Below are 21,529 nucleotides of genomic sequence, written 5' to 3' on the forward strand. Positions count from 1 at the left end.
GCATGGCCACCCTCTTGGTGCTGCACGGCCCCAACCTCAATCTGCTGGGCACCCGCGAGCCCGACAAATATGGCGCCACCACCCTGGCCCAGATCGATCAGGATCTGGAGCAGCGCGCCCGTGAGGCGGGTCATCATCTGCTGCATCTGCAGAGCAATGCCGAGTACGAACTGATCGACCGCATCCACGCCGCCAAGGGCGAAGGCGTCGACTTCATCCTGATCAATCCTGCCGCTTTCACTCACACCAGCGTCGCATTACGTGACGCATTGCTGGCGGTGAGCATCCCATTCATCGAAGTGCATCTGTCCAACGTGCACAAGCGTGAACCTTTCCGCCATCACTCCTACTTTTCCGACGTTGCCGTAGGGGTGATCTGCGGCCTGGGCGCCAGTGGTTATCGGCTGGCCCTGGAAGCGGCACTCGAACAACTGGCCGGGCGCGCCTGAGGCGGCGCTCGGTAGACAAGTCCTACCTCACCTCTGGGAGTTGAATCTGCATGGATATTCGTAAAGTCAAGAAACTGATCGAGCTGCTGGAAGAGTCCGGTATCGACGAGCTGGAGATCAAAGAGGGCGAAGAGTCCGTCCGCATCAGCCGCCACAGCAAGCAGCCGGCCTATGCGCCGCAGCCAGTCTACGCCCAGGCCCCGGCTCCGGCCGCTGCCCCAGCAGCCCCTGCCGCCGCGCCGAGCGCCGAAGCCGCTCCGGCCGCCGCCCCCAAGCTGAACGGCACCGTAGCCCGCTCGCCGATGGTCGGCACCTTCTACCGCGCAGCTTCGCCGACCTCGGCCAACTTCGTCGAAGTCGGTCAGACCGTGAAGAAAGGCGACATCCTGTGCATCGTCGAAGCCATGAAGATGATGAACCACATCGAGGCCGAGGCCAGCGGCGTGATCGAATCCATCCTGGTGGAAAACGGCCAGCCGGTTGAGTACGACCAACCCCTGTTCACCATCGTTTGATGCGCGGGGAGCCTGCAATGCAGAAGCTGGAAAAAGTCCTGATCGCCAACCGTGGCGAAATCGCCCTGCGCATCCTGCGCGCCTGCAAGGAACTGGGCATCAAGACGGTGGCCGTGCACTCCACCGCCGACCGTGAGCTGATGCACCTGGGCCTGGCCGACGAGTCCGTCTGCATTGGTCCGGCGCCTGGTTCGCAGTCCTACCTGAACATCCCGGCCATCATCAGCGCCGCTGAAGTGACCGGCGCCACCGCCATCCACCCGGGTTACGGCTTCCTCGCCGAGAACGCCGACTTCGCCGAGCAGGTGGAGAACTCCGGCTTCGCCTTCATCGGCCCGAAAGCCGATGTGATCCGCCTGATGGGTGACAAGGTGTCGGCCAAGGACGCCATGATCAAGTCCGGCGTGCCGGTGGTGCCCGGCTCCGAAGGCCCGCTGCCGGAAGACGAGGCCGAGGCCCTGCGCATCGCCCGTGAAGTGGGCTACCCGGTGATCATCAAGGCCGCTGGTGGTGGTGGTGGTCGCGGTATGCGCGTGGTGCACAAGGAAGAAGACCTGATCAAGTCGGCCAAGCTGACCCGCACCGAAGCCGGTGCAGCGTTCGGCAACCCGATGGTCTATCTGGAGAAATTCCTCGGCAACCCGCGTCACGTCGAAGTCCAGGTGCTGTCCGACGGCCAGGGCAATGCCATTCACCTGTACGACCGCGACTGCTCGCTGCAGCGTCGTCACCAGAAGGTGATCGAAGAAGCCCCGGCCCCGCAGATCGACGAGAAGGCCCGCGCCGAAGTGCTCAAGCGCTGCGTCGATGCCTGCGTCGAGATCGGCTACCGTGGCGCCGGCACCTTCGAGTTCCTCTATGAAGACGGTCGTTTCTACTTCATCGAGATGAACACCCGCGTGCAGGTGGAGCACCCGGTCACCGAGATGGTCACCGGCATCGACATCGTCAAGGAGATGCTCAGCATCGCCGCTGGCAACAAGCTGTCCATCAAGCAGGAAGACGTGAAGATCCTCGGCCATTCCATCGAATGCCGGATCAACGCCGAAGACCCGGACAACTTCATGCCCAGCCCCGGCAAGGTCAAGCACTTCCATGCTCCGGGCGGCAACGGCGTACGCGTCGACTCGCACCTGTACAGTGGTTACAGCGTTCCGCCGCACTACGACTCGCTGATCGGCAAGCTGATCACCTACGGTCGTGACCGCGACGAAGCCATGGCACGCATGCGCAATGCCCTGGACGAGATCGTGGTCGACGGCATCAAGACCAACGTGCCGCTGCACCGCGACCTGACCCGCGACAAGGGCTTCCTCAAGGGTGGTGTGAACATTCACTACCTGGAGAAGAAGCTGGGGATGGACAGGCACTAAAATCGAGCGGCAAGCTGTACGATATGCGACTCAAGGGGGCGGCCTAGGCCGCTCCTTTCTTTTCTTGCAGCTTGAAGCTTGACGCTTGAAGCTGCTCCCGAAGGGAGCCTCCCCCATGCCCTGGTTACAAGTCCGTCTCGCCATCACCCCCGAGCAGGCGGAGACCTACGAAGACGCCCTGCTCAGCATCGGCGCCGTGTCGGTGACCTTCATGGACGCCGAAGACCAGCCGATCTTCGAGCCGGATCTGGGCACTACCCCACTGTGGTCGAACACCCACCTGCTGGCGCTGTTCGAGGCAGACACCGACGAGGCGGCGCTGATCGCCCACCTGCAACTGCTGTGCGGCGGCACCCTGCCCGAGCATCAGCTCGAACGCATCGAGGATCAGGACTGGGAGCGTAGCTGGATGGACAACTTCCAGCCGATGCGCTTCGGCCAGCGCCTGTGGATCGTGCCGAGCTGGCACGCCGCGCCGGAGCCTGATGCGGTCAACCTGCTGCTCGACCCCGGCCTGGCCTTCGGCACCGGCACCCACCCGACCACCGCCCTGTGCCTGGAGTGGCTCGACGGCCAGCCACTCGAAGGCTGCAACGTGCTCGACTTCGGCTGTGGTTCGGGCATTCTCGCCATCGCCGCCCTGCTGCTCGGCGCACCGCAGGCCGTGGGCACCGACATCGACCCGCAGGCGCTGGAAGCCTCGCGCGACAATGCCTCGCGCAACGGCATCGACCCGGCCCGCTTCCCGGTCTACCTGCCCGCCGACCTGCCCCAGCAGCAAGCCGATGTGCTTGTGGCCAATATTCTGGCCGGCCCACTGGTATCCCTGGCACCTCAGATCACCGCGCTGGTCAAAGCCGGTGGGCGCCTGGCGCTCTCCGGCATTCTGGCCGAGCAGGCAGAAGAAGTGCGTACTGCCTATGCAGACGCCTTTGCCCTCGACCCGACCGCCGAGAAGGAAGGCTGGGTGCGCATCAGCGGCGTCAAGCGCTAAGGCTGCAAGCGAATCAGGATAGGGGCGCGCTTCTTTCTCTTACTTGTAGCTTGTGGCTTGCAGCTTGAAGCCGCTCCTTTAGACTAAGCGCCTCGATTGACCGGACTCCTGCATGAGCGAAAGCCACGTCACCCAGTGCCCCCATTGCCGAACCAGCTTCCGCGTCAGCCAGGCGCAACTAGCTGCGGCCCATGGCGTGGTGCGCTGCGGCGCTTGCCTGCACGTGTTCAATGCTGCCGAACAGCTCTTCGGCGCCCCTACGCCCAAGGCAGCCGTCGCGCCGGACAAGGCAAAGACCTCCAGCAGCAAGCCCGCCAGCAAGGCCAAGCCGGACGATACCCTGTGGATCCACGACGACCTGGATCTCGACAGTCTCGACCTCGACGAAGAGCTGGCCAAGCTGGAAGCCCAGGAGCAACAGCTTTCGCAGCAGTTCCTCGCCCTGGAAAACACGCCGCGCCCGGCACCAGGCTTCGCTGCGAGCGAGCCCGACGAGGTGCAGGATGAAACCTGGGCAGAAGCCCTGCTGCGCAAGGAAACGGCTGACGAGTCGCCCAGAACCGCGCCGACGCCCACGCCGGTAGCCCCAGCCCCGCGTCCGGCCTCCCCCAGCACGCCGGCCAAGCCCGAGGCCAAGCCCGACGAGCAACGCGACGAGCCGCCTCTGGGCCTGCTCGAAGCTGACGACGAACCAGAGCAGCCGCTCAGCGTCGGCCCGGCAACCGATTCGCGCGGCGAAGCGCCACGCAGCGAACCCAATCTGGGCCGCGATCACCTGTTCGAGCTGGACGACGAGCCCCTGCAACTGGACTGGCAGCCGCAACGCGGCATCTCCTGGGGCCGCGTGTTCGGCTGGAGCCTGCTCAACCTGCTCGCCCTCGCCGGCCTGCTGGCGCAGTACGCGGTCTACAACTTCGACGAGCTGGCGCGCCAGGATCGTTACCGCCCCTGGTTCGAGCAACTCTGCCCGAGCATCGGCTGCAGCCTGCCGTCGAAGGTGGACATCAGCCAGATACGCAGCAGCAACCTGGTGGTGCGCAGCCATCCGGAATTCTCCGGCGCCCTGGTGGTGGACGCTATCCTCTACAACCGCGCCCCCTTCGCCCAACCCTTCCCGCTGCTGGAAATGCGCTTCGCCGACCTGGGCGGACAACTGGTGGCCAGTCGCCGCTTCAAACCCAGCGAATACCTGGCCGGCGAGCTGGCCGGGCAGAGTGAAATGCCGCCGCAGACGCCCATCCACATCTCCCTGGACATTCTCGACCCAGGCCCACGGGCGGTGAACTACAGCCTCAGCTTCCACTCCCCGGAATAGCCCCTAGCCCCCGCCTTTCCTGCCGTCAAGAGGCTTTTTCTAACTCTCGGCAATAAGCCTGGCGCTGTTCAGAATTTGTTCAAAACAGCCTTTATCCGGTCATCCAGAGCGGGTATCATGCCCACCCTTTCGCGAGCACCAACCCACCATCGTCCTCCCCGTGAAGACAGTGGAGGACAGGTGTTGATCGCCAACAACTCAACCGCGAACCAACAAGCAGGGACGCCCCATGTCGGCCCCACGCATCGGCACCTACACATTGCCCAATCGCCTGATCCTGGCCCCCATGGCCGGTGTCACCGATCGGCCCTTCCGCCAGCTATGCCGTCGCCTCGGCGCCGGCCTGGTAGTGTCGGAGATGGTCACCAGCGATGTACGCCTGTGGAACAGCCGCAAGTCCAGCCTGCGCCTGCTGCACAGTGGCGATCCCGAGCCGCGCTCGGTGCAGATCGCTGGTGGCGACCCGCAGATGATGGCCGAGGCCGCGCGCAGGAACGTCGAGCTGGGTGCACAGATCATCGACATCAACATGGGTTGCCCGGCCAAGAAGGTGTGCAACAAGGCCGCCGGCTCCGCCCTGCTGCGTGACGAGCCGCTGGTGCGCGACATCCTCGCTGCCGTGGTCGCTGCCGTCGAGGTACCGGTTACCCTGAAGATCCGCACCGGCTGGGATCGGCAGAACAAGAACGGGGTAGCGGTGGCGAAAATCGCCGAAGATGCCGGTATCGCCGCACTTTCAGTGCATGGCCGCACCCGCGCCGACCTTTATACCGGCGACGCCGAGTACGAGACCATCGCCGCCATCAAGCAGGCGGTATCGATTCCGGTGTTCGCCAATGGCGACATCGACTCCCCACACAAGGCCCGCGCCGTGCTCGACGCCACCGGCGCCGATGCCCTGCTGATCGGCCGTGCCGCCCAGGGGCGGCCGTGGATATTCCGCGAGATCGAGCATTACCTGCGCACCGGGGAGTTGCTCCCGGCGCCAACGCTGCACGAAGTGGAACGCATACTGCTAGAACACCTGACCGCCTTGCACGCCTTCTACGGCGACGAGATGGGCGTGCGTATCGCCCGCAAGCATGTCGGCTGGTATCTGGCAACCCTGCCGGGCGCCAGGGAGTTTCGCGCCCACTTCAATCGTCTGGACGATAAGGACGCTCAATGCGCCCAGGTTCGCGCGTTTCTCCGCGAGCGCTATGAAGAAGGAAACGAGGTGGCCGCATGACGTTGATGAATGAGACCTTAGTGAGTGGAATTGCACCCGTGAGTGACAACACCAGCCTGAAACAGCACCTGAACACGCCGAGCGAAGAGGGCCAGACCCTGCGCGGCGCCGTGGAAAAGGCGCTGCACAACTATTTCGCCCATCTCGAGGGCGCGGACGTCACCGATGTCTACAACCTGGTACTCACCGAAGTCGAAGCACCGCTGCTGGAAACCGTCATGAATCATGTGAAAGGTAACCAGACCAAGGCCTCCGAACTGCTCGGTCTGAACCGCGGCACCCTGCGCAAGAAACTCAAGCAGTACGACCTCCTCTGAGCCGCAAGCAGCAAGCTTCAAGCGGCAAGCAAATGCGCTTGCTCTTGTAGCTTGTAGCTTGTGGCTTGCAGCTAACCTCTGATGGAATCGTTATGACCGACCAAACCACCCGCCTTCCCGTCCGCCGCGCGCTGATCAGCGTTTCCGACAAGACCGGTATCCTCGAGTTTGCCCGCGAACTGGCCGCCCTCGGTGTCGAGATCCTCTCCACCGGCGGCACCTACAAGCTGCTCAAGGACAACGGCGTGGCTGCGGTGGAAGTCGCCGACTACACCGGTTTCCCGGAGATGATGGACGGCCGCGTGAAAACCCTGCACCCGAAGATCCACGGCGGCATCCTCGGCCGTCGCGCCCTCGACGGCGCAGTGATGGACGAGCATGGCATCAAGCCGATCGATCTGGTGGCGGTCAACCTCTATCCCTTCGAGGCCACCGTGGCCAAGCCTGACTGCGACCTGGCCGACGCCATCGAGAACATCGACATCGGCGGCCCGACCATGGTGCGTTCGGCTGCGAAGAACCACAAAGATGTGGCCATCGTGGTCAATACCGGCGACTACGCCGGCATCCTCGAAGCGCTGAAAGCTGGCGGCCTGACCTATGCCCAACGCTTCGACCTGGCCCTCAAGGCCTTCGAGCACACGGCTGCCTACGACGGCATGATCGCCAACTACCTGGGCACCATCGACCAGGCCCGTGAAACCCTGTCCACCGAAGGCCGTGGCGCCTTCCCGCGCACCTTCAACAGCCAGTTCGTCAAGGCTCAGGAAATGCGCTACGGCGAAAACCCGCACCAGAGCGCAGCGTTCTACGTGGAAGCCAAGAAGGGCGAAGCCAGCGTTTCCACCGCCGTGCAGTTGCAGGGCAAGGAACTGTCGTTCAACAACGTGGCCGACACCGACGCCGCGCTGGAGTGCGTGAAGAGCTTCGTCAAACCGGCCTGCGTCATCGTCAAGCACGCCAACCCCTGCGGCGTGGCCGTGGTACCGGAAGACGAAGGCGGCATCCGCAAGGCCTACGACCTGGCCTACGCCACCGACACCGAGTCGGCGTTCGGCGGCATCATCGCCTTCAACCGTGAGCTGGATGGCGAAACCGCCCAGGCCATCGTCGAGCGTCAGTTCGTCGAAGTGATCATCGCCCCGAAAATCTCCGCCGCCGCCCGTGAAGTGGTGGCCGCCAAGGCCAACGTGCGCCTGCTCGAATGCGGCGAGTGGCCGGCTGAGCGCGCTGCTGGCTGGGACTTCAAGCGCGTTAACGGTGGCCTGCTGGTGCAGAGCCGCGATATCGGCATGATCAAGGCAGAAGACCTGAAGATCGTCACCCAGCGCGCGCCGAGCGAGCAGGAAATTCACGACCTGATCTTCGCCTGGAAAGTGGCCAAGTTCGTCAAATCCAACGCCATCGTCTACGCCAAGAACCGCCAGACCGTGGGCGTCGGCGCCGGCCAGATGAGCCGCGTCAACTCCGCGCGTATCGCCGCGATCAAGGCCGAGCACGCCGGCCTGCCAGTACCGGGCGCGGTGATGGCCTCGGACGCCTTCTTCCCCTTCCGCGACGGCATCGACAACGCCGCCAAGGCCGGCATCACCGCGGTGATCCAGCCGGGCGGCTCGATGCGCGACAACGAAGTGATCGCGGCGGCCGACGAAGCCGGTATTGCCATGGTGTTTACCGGCATGCGCCATTTCCGTCACTAACAGCGAGTTGCAAGCTGCAAGCTGCAAGCTGCAAGCAAGAGCGGGCATCCACCTGCTTTCACTTGCAGCTTGAGGCTTGAGGCTTGCAGCTCTCTCCGCAGGAGAGACTTAATGAACGTACTGATCATCGGCAGCGGCGGCCGCGAGCACGCCCTGGCCTGGAAAGTGGCGCAGGATCCGCGCGTCGAGAAGGTCTTCGTTGCCCCGGGCAACGCCGGCACCGCGGTAGAAGCCAAGTGCGAGAACGTCGCCATCGACGTGCTGGCCATCGAGCAGCTTGCCGATTTTGCCGAGAAGAACGTGCAACTGACCATCGTCGGCCCGGAAGCACCGCTGGTCAAAGGCGTGGTCGACCTGTTCCGCAAGCGCGGCCTGGATATCTTCGGCCCGACCGCCGCTGCCGCACAATTGGAAGGTTCCAAGGCCTTCACCAAGGATTTCCTGGCCCGGCACAAGATCCCTACCGCCGACTACCAGAACTTCACCGAGATCGAACCGGCGCTGGCCTACCTGCGCGAGAAGGGTGCACCGATCGTGATCAAGGCCGACGGCCTGGCCGCTGGTAAAGGTGTGATCGTCGCCATGACGCTCGAAGAAGCCGAGGACGCCGTGCGCGACATGCTCGCCGGTAACGCCTTCGGTGAAGCCGGCTCGCGTGTGGTGATCGAGGAGTTTCTCGATGGCGAAGAGGCCAGCTTTATCGTCATGGTCGACGGCGAGAACGTGCTGCCGATGGCCACCAGCCAGGATCACAAGCGCGTCGGCGATGGCGACAGCGGCCCCAACACCGGCGGCATGGGCGCCTACTCCCCGGCGCCGGTGGTGACGCCTGAGGTGCACCAGCGTGTGATGGACGAGGTGATCTACCCCACCGTGCGCGGCATGGCCAGCGAAGGCAACGTCTATACCGGTTTCCTCTATGCCGGTCTGATGATCGACAAATCCGGCGCGCCGAAAGTCATCGAATTCAACTGCCGCTTCGGCGACCCGGAAACCCAGCCGATCATGTGTCGCCTGGAATCCTCTCTGGTGCTGCTGGTCGAGGCGGCGCTGGCCAAGGCGCTGGACAAGGTGGAAGCCACCTGGGATCCGCGCCCGACCGTGGGCGTGGTGCTGGCCGCTGGCGGCTACCCGGGCGACTACGCCAAGGGCGACACCATCTCCGGTCTGGACGAGGCTGCCCAGCTCGACGGCAAGGTGTTCCACGCCGGCACCGCGCTGAAGGATGGCCAGGTGGTCACCGCCGGCGGTCGCGTACTCTGCGCCACCGCCATCGGCGCCAGCGTCGCCGATGCTCAGCAGCAGGCCTACCGTCTGGCCGAGAAGATTCGCTGGAACGGCATGTTCCACCGCAACGACATCGGCTATCGAGCCATCGCACGTGAGCGTGGCGAGACCTGATCGCGCCTCCGAAGTTCCAGTGCAGGCGGGGCAAAAAACGCCGCCTGCGCCGTATTCGCTTCGGCAAATGCTTGGCTATAATCCGGCCACTCATTTAGAAGGAACTTGCCCGTGAAGCGGCTGTGGATCGCCCTAGGACTACTCGCCAGCGTGCTGCTTGCCCTTCCCCTGGCAGCCAGCGCCGAGGGGCAGGCCGGCCTGCATAACTGGTCCTACCTGGTCGACAGCAGCGCGCATCTGAGCCTCGACGAAGTGCGCGCCCAACGCCAGCAGTTCAAGCCCCTTTCCAAGCAGTCCTTCACCTTCCCACCCAGCGACCATGCCGTCTGGCTACGCGTCGAGATACCAGCGCAGAGCGAGCCGACCTGGCTGTGGATCTTCTCGCCGCGGGTGCAGTTTCTCGACTACTACCTGCTCAAGGACGGCCACCTGGAGCAGAACCTGCACACCGGCGAGGCCATGCCGCTGGAGTCGCGACCGCTGCCTTCGCGCTTCTATCTGATGCCGCTGCCCAACGACCAGCAGGCTCGTGTCGCCTATGTCCGTTTGACCTCCAACCACCCGCTGATGACCTGGTTCAAGATCATGGATCAGGCCGAGCTGGTGGGGCTGGAGAAACCCGCCTACCTCTACGGCGTGCTGTTCGGCGCACTGTTGCTGCTGACCCTGTACAACCTCATTCGCTTCCTCTACAGCCGCAGCGCCAGCAGCCTGTGGCTATCAGGAGTGAACCTGAACCTGGGCATCTGTTCGGCGGCCAACCTCGGCGTATTCGCCCAGTGGCTGCCGCAACTGGGTTACAACCAGTCGCTGGTGGCCGACCTTTCCGCGCTGTCCGCCGCCTTCTGCGTGCTGGCCTTCGGTCTGTCCTTCGTACACGGCTCGCACGTTCAGCGCAGCCCACTCAACCGCCTGCTGCAGATCAATGCCCTGCTGGTGGCAGCCTATGGCCTGCTGATCGCCGTGACCGGGCTGTTCTGGTTCAGTTCGCTGGTCTACCTGCTGGTAGCCCTGAGCACCCTCAATCTGCTGCTGGTGAGCAGCCTGCACTGGCGTGCCGGCTATCGGCCGATCCGCCTGGTGATGGTGGGCACCCTGGTGTTCAACATGGGGTTCGGCTTCTTCGTGCCCGTGCTGTTCGGCGTCGAGCAGCTCAATCCCGGCTGGCTGGTGCTGGGCGTATTCAGCGTGGCCACCCTGGCCGGGCTGATCCTCAGCGTGTCGCTGACCGAACGCCAGCGCGAGATCACCTCTGCCACCCTCGACAGCCGCACCGCGCTGGCCGCCAGCAGCGCCGAACTGCGCGCCAAGGCCGAGTTCCTGGCCAAGATCAGCCATGAAATACGCACCCCGATGAACGGCGTGCTGGGCATGACCGAGCTGTTGTTGGGTACGCCGTTGTCGGCCAAGCAGCGCGATTACGTGCAGACCATCCACAGCTCAGGCAACGAACTGCTCACCCTGATCAACGAGATCCTCGACATTTCCAAGTTGGAATCCGGGCAGATCGAGCTGGATGACGTGCAGTTCGACCTCGGCGCGCTGATCGAGGATTGCCTGGACATCTTCCGCGCCAAGGCCGAGCAGCAGCGCGTGGAACTGATCAGTTTCATCCAGCCGCAGGTTCCGCGCGTCATCAGCGGTGACCCCACGCGCCTGCGTCAAGCCCTGCTGAGCCTGCTGGACAACGCTTTCAAGCAGACCGACGAGGGCGAGATCCTGCTGGTGGCCGCACTGGACGGCAGCAATGGCCAGCATCGCCTGCGCATCGCCGTGCAGGACAGCGGCCGCCCCTTGCAGCCCGAAGAGCGCGATGCCCTGCTCAACGCCGAGCTGCACAGCCGCGATTTCCTCGCCGCCACCCGCCTGGGCGGTCGCCTCGGGTTGATCATCGCACGGCAACTGGTGCGCATGATGGGCGGTGATTTCGGCATCCAGGCCAGCAATAGCCAGGGCAGTACCCTGTGGCTCAGCCTGCCGCTGGACGCGGCCCGCCTGGAGCAGCCGGAAACCGATCTGGACAGCCCGCTGCAGGGCGCCCGCCTGCTGGTGGTGGACGACAACGACACCTGCCGCAAGGTGCTGGTGCAGCAATGCAATGCCTGGGGTCTGCAGGTCAGCGCCGTGCCTTCGGGCAAGGAGGCCCTGGCACTGCTGCGCACCAAGGCGCACATGCGCGAATACTTCGACGCGGTACTGCTCGACCAGGACATGCCCGGCATGACCGGCATGCAACTGGCGGCGCGGATCAAGGAAGACCCCAGCCTCAATCACGACATCCTGATCATCATGCTCACCGGCATCAGCAACGCACCGAGCAAGGTGATCGCGCGCAATGCCGGGATCAAGCGCATCCTGGCCAAGCCGGTGGCCGGCTACACGCTCAAGACCACCCTGGCCGACGAACTGGCGCAGCGTCCCAACGACACCCCAGCCCAGGCCGCACCGACCCTGGTGAGCGCCCCGCTGAACGTGCCGGCCGACTTCCGCATCCTGGTAGCCGAGGACAACAGCATCTCCACCAAGGTCATCCGTGGCATGCTGGGCAAGCTCAACCTGCAACCGGACACCGCCAGCAACGGCGAGGAAGCCCTCGGCGCGATGAAGGCCAAGCACTACGACCTGGTGCTGATGGACTGCGAAATGCCAGTGCTCGATGGCTTCTCCGCCACCGAGCAACTGCGCGCCTGGGAAGCCCGCGAAGGCCGCCCACGCACCCCGGTGGTGGCTCTGACCGCGCATATCCTCGACGAGCACAAGGAGCGCGCCCGCGCCGTGGGCATGGACGGGCACATGTCCAAGCCGGTGGAGCTGTCGCAGTTGCGCGAGCTGATCGAGCACTGGATCGCCGAGCGCGAGCTGCAACGCCAACGTGACGCGCAGCCACACTGATCGTCCATTCTTTCTCTTCACGTTTTCTGCGAGCCTGCCCAATGGCGTCCGAGTTGTTCAGCCTCTACCTGAAACTGCTGGTGCTCTACAGCCCCTTCTTCGTGCTTTCCTGCTTCATCGGCCTGAGCCGTGGCTACACCCTCAAGGAGCGCAAGCGCCTGGCCTGGAAGGTGGCACTGGGGGTACTGATCGCCAGCGTGCTGCTGTACCTGTTCGGCAAGCACATCTTCACCCTGTTCGGCATCACCATCGACGCCTTCCGCATCGGTGCCGGCTCAGTGTTGTTCATCTCAGCCCTGGGCATGGCCCAGGGCAAGTCGGCGGTGCAGAGCGACAACGTGCAGCAGGACGTGACCATAGTGCCCTTGACCATCCCCCTGACCGTCGGCCCAGGCACCATCGGTGCCCTGCTGCTGATGGGCGCCAGCCACCCGCAATGGGAAGACAAGCTGGTGGCGCTGGCGGCGATCCTCCTCGCCAGCCTTACCGTCGGCGTGGTGCTGTACCTGTCCAACCGTTTCGAGCGCCTGCTCGGCGACCAGGGCCTGCAGATCGTCAGCCGTCTGATGGGCCTGTTCGTCTGCGCCCTGGCCGCGCAGATCATCTTCACCGGGGTGAAGAACTATCTGATGCCTTGAGGCCGCAGGTGTAGGGTGCGCTATGCGCACCAGTACCATAGAACGGGAGCGGTGCGCACGGCGCACCCTACAAGGCAGGCAAGCGTAGGGTGCGCTGCGCGCACCGCCAGCCGCTAAAATCTTGCACCATTGGCTTGCAGGTCAGCCCCGCCTCGGTGCAACGCCTCGCGCCAAAAAACCTGCCGCGCCCCTGAAATCCCCAAAAATACAGGCCTGCACAGACCTGGCACCCTCATTGCTCTGCTGATCCCAACTTGGATACAAGATGGGATCTCAACACATGCATAGCGCACCTCACGCCTTCACCCTCGCGCAATGGCAGCAGGCCTACCGCGATGGCCAGTCACCTCCCGAGCTGATCAGCGCCCTGCGCGCGGAACTGGACGACGCCGACAACGCCTGGATCGCCCTGGCCAGCGACGCGCAGCTCGATGACCAGCTCGCGACCCTGGCAGACGCCTTGCAAGCCGCCGACGGCGATATCGGGAAGCTGCCGTTGTACGGCGTACCCTTCGCCATCAAGGACAATATCGACGCCGCCGGCTGGCCCACCACGGCCGCTTGCCCCGAGTTCGCCTACACCGCCGCAGCCGATGCCACCGTGGTGGCGCGCCTGCGCGCCGCCGGTGCCATCCTCATCGGCAAGACCAACCTCGACCAGTTCGCCACCGGCCTGGTAGGCACCCGCTCACCCTATGGCGCAGTACCCAACAGCTTCGACCCGGCTTACGTCAGCGGCGGCTCCAGCTCCGGCTCGGCCAGCGTGGTAGCACGCGGCCTGGTGCCCTTCGCCCTGGGCACCGACACCGCCGGCTCGGGCCGCGTGCCGGCCGGCTTCAACAATATCGTCGGGCTCAAGCCGACCAAGGGCTGGCTGCCCAATACCGGCCTGGTGCCGGCCTGCCGCACGGTCGACTGTATCTCGGTGTTCGCCCTGACCGTCGCCGATGCCCTGGCCGTGGCCAATATCGCTGGCGGCTATGACGCCGCCGATGCCTACAGCCGCAAGCACCCGAACAGCGCCAAGGTCGGCATGCCGCCCCAACCGCGCCTGGCCGTGCCGGCCAACCCCGAATTCTTCGGCGACAGCCAGAACCAGGCGGTCTATGAGCAAGCGTTGGGCAAACTGCGTGAACTGGGCGCCGAGCTGGTGGAGATCGACTTCGCCCCCTTCCAGCAACTGGCCGAGCAGCTCTATTACGGCTCCTGGGTCGCCGAACGCACGGTGGCAGTGGAAGGGATCGACCCGGCGCACATCAACCCGGTGGTGCGCGGCATCGTCGAGAACGGCCACCAGTACAGCGCCTGCGATGCCTACAAGGCGGAATACACCCGCGCTGAACTGAGCCGCCGCATCAACGACACCCTGGCTGGCTTCGATGCCCTGGTGGTGCCCACCTCGCCCACCATTCGCACCCTGGCCGAGATGCAAGCCGAGCCCGTGCTCTACAACAGCCAGTTCGGCACTTACACCAACTTCACCAACCTCGCCGACCTGTCTGCCTTGGCCCTGCCGGCGGGCTTTCGCGAAGACGGCCTGCCGGCCGGCATCACCCTGCTCGCCCCGGCCTGGCATGACCAGGCGCTGGCCGCCTTCGGTCAACGCTGGCAGCAAGCCCTGGCCCTGCCGCTGGGTGCTAGCGGCAAACCGCTCCCGACTCAAGCAGCGAGCACCGAGCCGGCGCCGGGCAGCATCCGCGTAGCGGTGGTCGGCGCCCACCTGACCGGCATGCCGCTGAACTTCCAGCTCACCAGCCGCGATGCCGTCTTGGTGGAGCAGACCACCAGCGCCGCGCATTACCGCCTCTATGCCCTGCCCGGCACCGTACCGCCCAAGCCGGGCCTGGCGCGTGTCACTGCCGATGGTGCCGAGATCATCGTCGAGCTATGGGACGTGCCGCAGGCGCGCTTCGGCGAGTTCGTCGCGGAGATCCCGCCGCCTTTGGGCATCGGCAATCTGCAGTTGGCCGATGGTCGTTGGGTCAAGGGCTTCATCTGCGAGCCCTATGCGCTGGATGGCGCCCGTGACATCACCAGCTTCGGCGGCTGGCGCGCCTTTATCGCCAGTACCAAGGCCTGACACCGCTCATGTCACGTACTGCCGAGCGCCCGCAGAGCCTGGCCGAGCGCATCTACGCCCGGCTCAAGGACGACATCTTCGAGTTCCGCCTGCTGCCGGGAGACCGCTTCAGTGAAGGTGAAGTCGCCGAGCGCATGGCCGCCAGCCGCACGCCAGTGCGCCAGGCCCTGTACCGCCTGCAGCGCGAAGGCTACCTGGACGTGCACTTTCGCAGCGGCTGGCAGGTGCGGGCGCTGGACTTCGTCCAGTTCGACGAACTCTACGAGCTGCGCATCGTGCTCGAACTGGAAGCCGTGCGCCGAATCTGCCAGCGCCCCATGGATGAACATTGCGCTGCACTGCAGATGCTCGAGCGCACCTGGATGGTGCGCAAAGAACAGCAACTGCAGGACGGCAGCCAAGTTGCCCAGCTCGACGAGGCCTTTCACGGCCTGCTGATGGAAGCTGCCGGCAATCAGGAAATGGCCCGCGTGCACCGCGAGGTCAGCGAGAAGATCCGCATTCTAAGGCGCCTGGACTTCACCCAGGCGCCGCGTATCGAGCTGACCTACGCCGAACACGCGCAGATTCTCGCGGCAATTCTCAGCCATCGCCCAGAAGAGGCACAGCTATTGCTCAAGACCCACATTGAGGTCAGCAAGGCGCAAGTACACAAGATCACCCTGCACATGCTGCACAGCGCCCGCCAACGGGCACTGCCGGTGCAAAGGTGACGCAAATGACCTTTGCATCACTGCCGAACAATAAAGAGTTGCCCACTTACTCAAGATGAGAATGGAGAACGCACCATGCAACGTCGCAGCCTGATCAAGGCCTTCACCCTTTCCGCATCCATCGCCGCCATGGGCCTGTCCTGGACCATCCAGGCGGCCGAGACCATCAAGGTGGGCATTCTGCACTCGCTGTCCGGCACCATGGCCATTTCCGAAACCTCGCTGAAAGACATGGCTTTGATGACCATCGACGAGATCAACGCCAAGGGCGGCGTGCTCGGCAAGAAGCTGGAGCCGGTGGTGGTGGATCCGGCCTCGAACTGGCCGCTGTTCGCCGAGCGTGGCCGCCAGTTGCTGACCCAGGACAAGGTGGCCGTGACCTTCGGCTGCTGGACCAGCGTGTCGCGCAAATCCGTGTTGCCGGTCTACGAGGAACTCAACGGCCTGCTGTTCTACCCGGTGCAGTACGAGGCCGAGGAAATGTCGCCGAACGTCTTCTACACTGGCGCGGCGCCGAACCAGCAAGCCATTCCGGCGGTGGAATACCTGCTCAGCGAAGATGGCGGCGGCGCCAAGCGCTTCTTCCTGCTCGGCACCGACTACGTCTACCCGCGCACCACCAACAAGATCCTGCGCGCCTTCCTGCACAGCAAGGGCATCGCCGACAAGGACATCGAAGAGGTCTACACCCCCTTCGGCCACAGCGACTATCAAACCATCGTCGCCAACATCAAGAAGTTCGCCGCTGGCGGCAAGACCGCCGTGGTCTCCACCGTCAACGGTGACTCCAACGTGCCCTTCTACAAGGAGCTGGCCAACCAGGGTCTGAAAGCCACCGACGTGCCGGTAGTGGCCTTCTCCGTGGGTGAGGAAGAACTGCGCGGCATCGACACCAAGCCGCTGGTCGGCCACCTGGCGGCCTGGAACTACTTCCAGTCCGTGGAAAACCCGGTCAACGACAAGTTCGTCGCCGACTGGAAAGCCTACGCCAAGGCCAAGAAGCTGCCGAACGCCGACACCGTGGTGACCAACGACCCGATGGAAGCCACCTACGTGGGCATCCACATGTGGGCACAAGCCGTCGAGAAGGCCGGCACCACCGACGTCGACAAGGTGCGCGAAGCCATGGCCGGGCAGACCTTCGACGCGCCGAGCGGCTTCACCCTGACCATGGACAAGACCAACCACCACCTGCACAAGCCGGTGATGATCGGTGAAATCCAGGAAGACGGTCAGTTCTCCGTGGTCTGGGAGACCGAGAGCCCGATCCGCGCCCAGCCGTGGAGCCCGTACATCGAAGGCAATGACAAGAAGCCGGATCACCCGGTCAAGTCGAACTGAGGCAAAAGCCCCTCCCTGCGCCGACCGCGCAGGGAGAGGACAAAAGTAGCCCGGATGCAATCCGGGGAGAGTTGTCCCGGATTGCATCCGGGCTACGCCAAGGACACACCTGATGCACACTGCCCTGATCCGAATTCTTCTGAGCCTGCTGCTGTTGCTGCCATTGGCTGCGGGCGCTGGCGAAGCCGACGACTTCGCCGCCGCCAACTCCAGCCAGCAGGCCAAACTCCTGCAAGCCTGGGCCGCCGCGCCCAAGGCCGAGCGCCTGCCCCTGCTGCTGGCCCTGCAACAAGGCCGCGTTGGCCGCGATGCCGACAAACGCGCCTTCATCGAACAGGACGGCATCTGGCTCGCCGCCACGGGCGATGCCACTGCCAACGGCACGCCTCGCAAACTGCGCCTGAACAACCGCCTGCGCGGCCTTGCTGCCGTCGCCGTGGCCAGCCACCGCTTGCTCGCTGACGATGCTGCCCTGCGCCTCGACGCCGCCCGGCAACTGCAACGCAATACCCCGCCGGCACTGCTGCCCTTGCTGGAAAACCGCCTGAGCATCGAAGCCGACGAACAGGTGCAGGACGCCCTGGCCCTCGCTCTGGCCAACCTGCAACTGGACGCCAGCGACCCGGCCGTGCGCCTGGCTGCCGTGCAGCGCCTCGGTGAGACCGGCGACCCACTGGCCCTCACGCGCTTGCAGGCGCTGATCGACGGCGGCCAGGAGAGTGATGCCCAGGTACTGACCGCCGCGCGCCAGAGCCTGGCGCAGATCAACAACAAACTGCTGATCGGCGAGCTGCTCGGCCAGGCCTTCAGCGGCCTGTCGCTGGGCTCGATCCTGCTCCTGGCGGCCCTGGGCCTGGCCATCACCTTCGGCCTGCTCGGGGTGATCAACATGGCCCACGGCGAGATGCTGATGCTCGGTGCCTACACCACCTATGTGGTGCAACTGAGCTTCCAGAAACTTGCCCCCGGCTATCTGGCACTTTACCCGCTGGCTGCATTGCCCATCGCCTTCGTCGTCACCGCAGCAATCGGCATGGCCCTGGAACGCACGGTGATCCGCCACCTCTACGGCCGCCCGCTGGAAACCCTGCTGGCCACCTGGGGCATCAGCCTGATCCTGATTCAACTGGTGCGCGTCACCTTCGGCGCGCAGAACGTCGAGGTGGCCAACCCGGCCTGGCTGTCCGGCGGCGTACAGGTGCTGCCCAACCTGGTGCTGCCCTACAACCGCATCGTCATCATCGGTTTCGCCCTGTTCGTCGTGCTGCTGACCTGGCTGCTGCTAAACAAGACGCGCCTGGGCCTCAACGTGCGCGCGGTGACGCAGAACCGCAACATGGCGGCCTGCTGTGGCGTGCCCACCGGCCGCGTGGACATGCTGGCCTTCGGCCTCGGCTCAGGCATCGCCGGCCTCGGCGGTGTGGCCCTGAGCCAGATCGGCAACGTCGGCCCGGACCTCGGCCAGAGCTACATCATCGACTCCTTCCTGGTGGTGGTGCTCGGCGGGGTCGGCCAGTTGGCCGGCAGCGTGCTGGCCGCCTTCGGCCTGGGTGTGATGAACAAGTTCCTCGAACCGCAGATCGGCGCCGTACTCGGCAAGATCCTCATCCTCGCGCTGATCATTCTGTTCATCCAGAAGCGCCCGCAAGGCCTCTTCGCTCTCAAAGGACGGGTGATCGACTGATGAATGCACCAAACCAAACCCTGCTGGCCCGTGCCAGCACCAAACTCGGCCCGCAGGTCTCCATTGCCATCGGCCTGCTGGTTCTGGCCGTGCTGATAGCCATGCCGCTGCTGCACCTGCTGCCGGCCGAGCACCCCCTGCATGTGACGGCCTACAGCCTGACCCTGGTGGGCAAGATTCTCTGCTACGCCATCGTCGCCCTGGCCCTGGATCTGGTGTGGGGCTATGCCGGCATGCTGTCGCTGGGCCATGGCCTGTTCTTCGCCCTCGGTGGCTATGCAATGGGCATGTACCTGATGCGTCAGTCGGCGGGCGATGGCCTGCCGGCCTTCATGAGCTTCCTGGCCTGGAACGAGTTGCCCTGGTACTGGTATGGCACCTCCAGCTTCCTCTGGGCGCTGTGCCTGGTGGTGCTGGCCCCCGGCCTGCTGGCCCTGGTGTTCGGCTTCTTCGCCTTCCGCTCGCGGATCAAGGGCGTGTACTTCTCGATCATGACCCAGGCGCTGACCTTCGCCGGCATGCTGCTGTTCTTCCGTAACGAAACCGGCTTCGGCGGCAACAACGGCTTTACCGGCTTCACCCGCATCCTCGGCTTCGACATCACCGCCCAGGGCACCCGGGCGGCGCTGTTCCTGGCCACCGTGGTGCTGTTGCTGGGCAGCCTGTACCTGGGCCTGCGCCTGGCGCGCAGCAAGTTCGGCCGGGTGCTCACCGCCCTGCGCGACGCCGAGAACCGCCTGATGTTCTGCGGCTACGACCCACGCGGTTACAAGCTGTTCATCTGGGTATTGAGCGCAGTGCTGTGCGGCCTGGCTGGCGCCCTGTACGTGCCGCAGGTGGGCATCATCAACCCCAGCGAGATGGCACCGACCCAGTCCATCGAGGCCGCCGTGTGGGTCGCCCTGGGTGGGCGCGGCACGCTGATCGGCCCGCTGCTCGGCGCCGGCATCGTCAATGGCATGAAGAGCTGGTTCACCGTGGCCTTCCCCGAGTACTGGCTGTTCGCTCTGGGCGCCCTGTTCATCGTCGTTACCCTGTTCCTGCCGCGCGGTGTCGTCGGCCTGCTGAAAAAGGAAAAGGATCAATGAGAGCCACGCCGATCCCGGAAACCATGCTCGAAGCCGCTTTGGATCCCAGCGCACTGGACACTCGCCCCGTGCTAGGCAAGGGCGTCAACGTGCGCCACGGCACCATCCTCACCCTGGAAGACATCAACGTCAGCTTCGATGGTTTTCGCGCGCTGACCGACCTGACCTTGTACATCGGCGTCGGCGAACTGCGCTGCATCATCGGCCCCAACGGCGCTGGCAAGACCACCATGATGGACGTGATCACCGGCAAGACCCGCCCGGACAGCGGCGTGGCCTACTTCGGTGAGCAGTTCGACCTGACCCGCATGAGCGAAGTGGAAATCGCCCAGACCGGCATCGGCCGCAAGTTCCAGAAGCCCACGGTATTCGAGGCGCTCACGGTGTTCGAGAATCTGGAGCTGGCGCAGAAGACCAACAAGTCGGTATGGGCCAGCCTGCGCGCCAAGCTCAGCGGCGAACAGCAGGATCGTATCGAGGAAGTGCTCAATACCATTCGCCTGGAAGCCTCGCGCAACCGTCCGGCCGGGCTGCTCTCCCACGGCCAGAAGCAGTTCCTCGAAATCGGCATGCTGTTGATGCAGGAGCCGCACCTGCTGCTGCTCGACGAGCCGGTGGCAGGCATGACCGACGCCGAGACCGAGTTCACCGCCGAGCTGTTCAAGTCACTGGCGCGCAAGCACTCGCTGATGGTGGTGGAGCACGACATGGGCTTCGTCGGCTCCATCGCCGACCACGTCACCGTACTGCACCAGGGCAGCGTGCTGGCCGAAGGCTCGCTGGAGCAGGTGCAGAACGATGAGCGGGTGATCGAGGTTTATCTGGGGCGCTGACGCGCCAGCTACAGGCTGCAAGCCTCAAGCTGCAAGTAGAAGCAGGCCCCGTGCCGCTTTTACTTGTGGCTTGCAGCTTGAAGCTTGCAGCTCCAAGAACGAGGAATTGAAGTCATGCTCCAAGTCGAAAAACTGCATCAGTACTACGGCGGCAGCCATATCCTCCGTGGCCTGTCGTTCGACGTGAAGGTCGGCGAGGTCACCTGCCTGCTCGGCCGCAACGGCGTGGGCAAGACCACCCTGCTCAAATGCCTGATGGGCCTGATCCCGGCCAAGGACGGCAACGTGCAGTGGGAAGGCAAGGCCATCACCGCCTACAAACCACACCAGCGCGTGCAAGCCGGTATCGCCTACGTGCCGCAGGGCCGCGAGATCTTCGGCCGCCTGACGGTGGAAGAGAACCTGCTGATGGGTCTGTCGCGCTTTCCCGGCAGCCAGGCCAAGGCCGTGCCGGAATTCATCTACGAACTGTTCCCTGTGCTGCGCGAGATGAAGCATCGCCGAGGCGGCGACCTCTCCGGCGGCCAGCAGCAACAGCTAGCCATCGGCCGTGCCCTGGCCAGCCAGCCGCGCCTGTTGATCCTCGACGAGCCCACCGAAGGCATCCAGCCCTCGGTGATCAAGGAGATCGGCGCGGTGATCAAGAAACTCGCCGCTCGCGGCGACATGGCCATCCTGCTGGTGGAGCAGTTCTACGACTTCGCCGCCGAACTGGCCGACCAGTATCTGGTGATGAGCCGGGGCGAGATCGTCCAGCAGGGCCGTGGCGCCAACATGGAAGCCGAGGGCGTGCGCGGGTTGGTGGCGATCTAGCCCCGCTCCCCCCCGCTCAGCCTGGCAACGCTCTTTCTGTCCACCATTGCGCACCTGTAGGGCAAGCTCGCCTCCAGACTCCTGAGCTGCGCAGTGATGCCCTTCGAGACACCATCCTCGGCAATCGTTGCGGAACCACAGGCGCCTCCCCCGCA

18 protein-coding genes are annotated in these 21,529 nt (G+C 64.6%); all 18 read left to right on the forward strand.

What is annotated here, in order from left to right; genetic code table 11:
- The first annotated feature begins 2 nt into the window (after positions 1-2).
- The 18 genes from aroQ (at position 3) to urtE (ending at position 21,374) form a co-directional block, all read left to right on the forward strand.
- Positions 3-449 carry a type II 3-dehydroquinate dehydratase gene (gene aroQ, locus PVE35_RS21580; protein ID WP_268179130.1) on the forward strand — a complete coding sequence of 149 codons (447 nt, stop codon included), beginning with the start codon at positions 3-5 and terminating at the stop codon, positions 447-449.
- Positions 450-499: 50 nt separating this feature from the next.
- Positions 500-964: an acetyl-CoA carboxylase biotin carboxyl carrier protein gene (accB, locus tag PVE35_RS21585; RefSeq protein WP_277372938.1), complete on the forward strand. Its 465-nt coding sequence runs from the start codon at positions 500-502 to the stop codon at positions 962-964.
- A 17-nt stretch (positions 965-981) separates the two neighbouring features.
- Positions 982-2,337, forward strand: a complete 1,356-nt coding sequence (gene accC, locus PVE35_RS21590; RefSeq protein ID WP_268179132.1) for an acetyl-CoA carboxylase biotin carboxylase subunit — start codon at positions 982-984, stop codon at positions 2,335-2,337.
- 115 nt (positions 2,338-2,452) lie between these two features.
- Complete coding sequence (prmA, locus tag PVE35_RS21595; RefSeq protein ID WP_277372939.1) at positions 2,453-3,331, forward strand: 50S ribosomal protein L11 methyltransferase; 879 nt, start codon at positions 2,453-2,455, stop codon at positions 3,329-3,331.
- Between the two features lie 112 nt (positions 3,332-3,443).
- The gene (locus PVE35_RS21600; RefSeq protein ID WP_277372940.1) at positions 3,444-4,646 is read left to right on the forward strand and encodes a DUF3426 domain-containing protein; all 1,203 of its coding nucleotides are present in this window, start codon (positions 3,444-3,446) and stop codon (positions 4,644-4,646) included.
- 229 nt (positions 4,647-4,875) lie between these two features.
- On the forward strand, positions 4,876-5,874 hold the full coding sequence (dusB, locus tag PVE35_RS21605) for a tRNA dihydrouridine synthase DusB (protein ID WP_277372941.1): 999 nt from the start codon (positions 4,876-4,878) through the stop codon (positions 5,872-5,874).
- A complete protein-coding gene (gene fis, locus PVE35_RS21610) occupies positions 5,871-6,191 on the forward strand; it encodes a DNA-binding transcriptional regulator Fis (protein ID WP_268179136.1) in 321 nt (106 codons plus the stop codon). Before dusB ends, fis begins: the two co-directional genes overlap by 4 nt.
- 92 nt (positions 6,192-6,283) lie before the next feature.
- The gene (gene purH, locus PVE35_RS21615) at positions 6,284-7,891 is read left to right on the forward strand and encodes a bifunctional phosphoribosylaminoimidazolecarboxamide formyltransferase/IMP cyclohydrolase (RefSeq protein WP_268179137.1); all 1,608 of its coding nucleotides are present in this window, start codon (positions 6,284-6,286) and stop codon (positions 7,889-7,891) included.
- 111 nt (positions 7,892-8,002) lie between these two features.
- Positions 8,003-9,292, forward strand: coding sequence for a phosphoribosylamine--glycine ligase (gene purD / locus PVE35_RS21620; RefSeq protein WP_277372942.1), 1,290 nt, complete (start codon positions 8,003-8,005; stop codon positions 9,290-9,292).
- A 111-nt stretch (positions 9,293-9,403) separates the two neighbouring features.
- Complete coding sequence (locus tag PVE35_RS21625; protein ID WP_277372943.1) at positions 9,404-12,184, forward strand: hybrid sensor histidine kinase/response regulator; 2,781 nt, start codon at positions 9,404-9,406, stop codon at positions 12,182-12,184.
- A gap of 41 nt (positions 12,185-12,225) precedes the next feature.
- Positions 12,226-12,822, forward strand: coding sequence for a MarC family protein (locus PVE35_RS21630; protein ID WP_268179140.1), 597 nt, complete (start codon positions 12,226-12,228; stop codon positions 12,820-12,822).
- 280 nt (positions 12,823-13,102) lie between these two features.
- On the forward strand, positions 13,103-14,902 hold the full coding sequence (gene atzF, locus PVE35_RS21635) for an allophanate hydrolase (protein WP_268179141.1): 1,800 nt from the start codon (positions 13,103-13,105) through the stop codon (positions 14,900-14,902).
- 8 nt (positions 14,903-14,910) lie between these two features.
- Positions 14,911-15,615, forward strand: a complete 705-nt coding sequence (locus PVE35_RS21640; protein ID WP_268179142.1) for a GntR family transcriptional regulator — start codon at positions 14,911-14,913, stop codon at positions 15,613-15,615.
- Positions 15,616-15,690: 75 nt separating this feature from the next.
- A complete protein-coding gene (urtA, locus tag PVE35_RS21645; protein WP_277372944.1) occupies positions 15,691-16,956 on the forward strand; it encodes an urea ABC transporter substrate-binding protein in 1,266 nt (421 codons plus the stop codon).
- A gap of 112 nt (positions 16,957-17,068) precedes the next feature.
- Positions 17,069-18,640, forward strand: coding sequence for an urea ABC transporter permease subunit UrtB (gene urtB / locus PVE35_RS21650; protein ID WP_268179144.1), 1,572 nt, complete (start codon positions 17,069-17,071; stop codon positions 18,638-18,640).
- Complete coding sequence (gene urtC, locus PVE35_RS21655; protein WP_268179145.1) at positions 18,640-19,728, forward strand: urea ABC transporter permease subunit UrtC; 1,089 nt, start codon at positions 18,640-18,642, stop codon at positions 19,726-19,728. The genes urtB and urtC overlap by 1 nt, the downstream gene beginning before the upstream one ends.
- Positions 19,729-19,751: 23 nt before the next feature.
- A complete protein-coding gene (gene urtD, locus PVE35_RS21660; protein WP_277374922.1) occupies positions 19,752-20,561 on the forward strand; it encodes an urea ABC transporter ATP-binding protein UrtD in 810 nt (269 codons plus the stop codon).
- Between the two features lie 114 nt (positions 20,562-20,675).
- A complete protein-coding gene (urtE, locus tag PVE35_RS21665) occupies positions 20,676-21,374 on the forward strand; it encodes an urea ABC transporter ATP-binding subunit UrtE (RefSeq protein ID WP_268179146.1) in 699 nt (232 codons plus the stop codon).
- Positions 21,375-21,529: the final 155 nt, after the last annotated feature.

Source organism: Pseudomonas sp. AA-38, from assembly GCF_029457475.1.
Taxonomy (GTDB): domain Bacteria; phylum Pseudomonadota; class Gammaproteobacteria; order Pseudomonadales; family Pseudomonadaceae; genus Aquipseudomonas.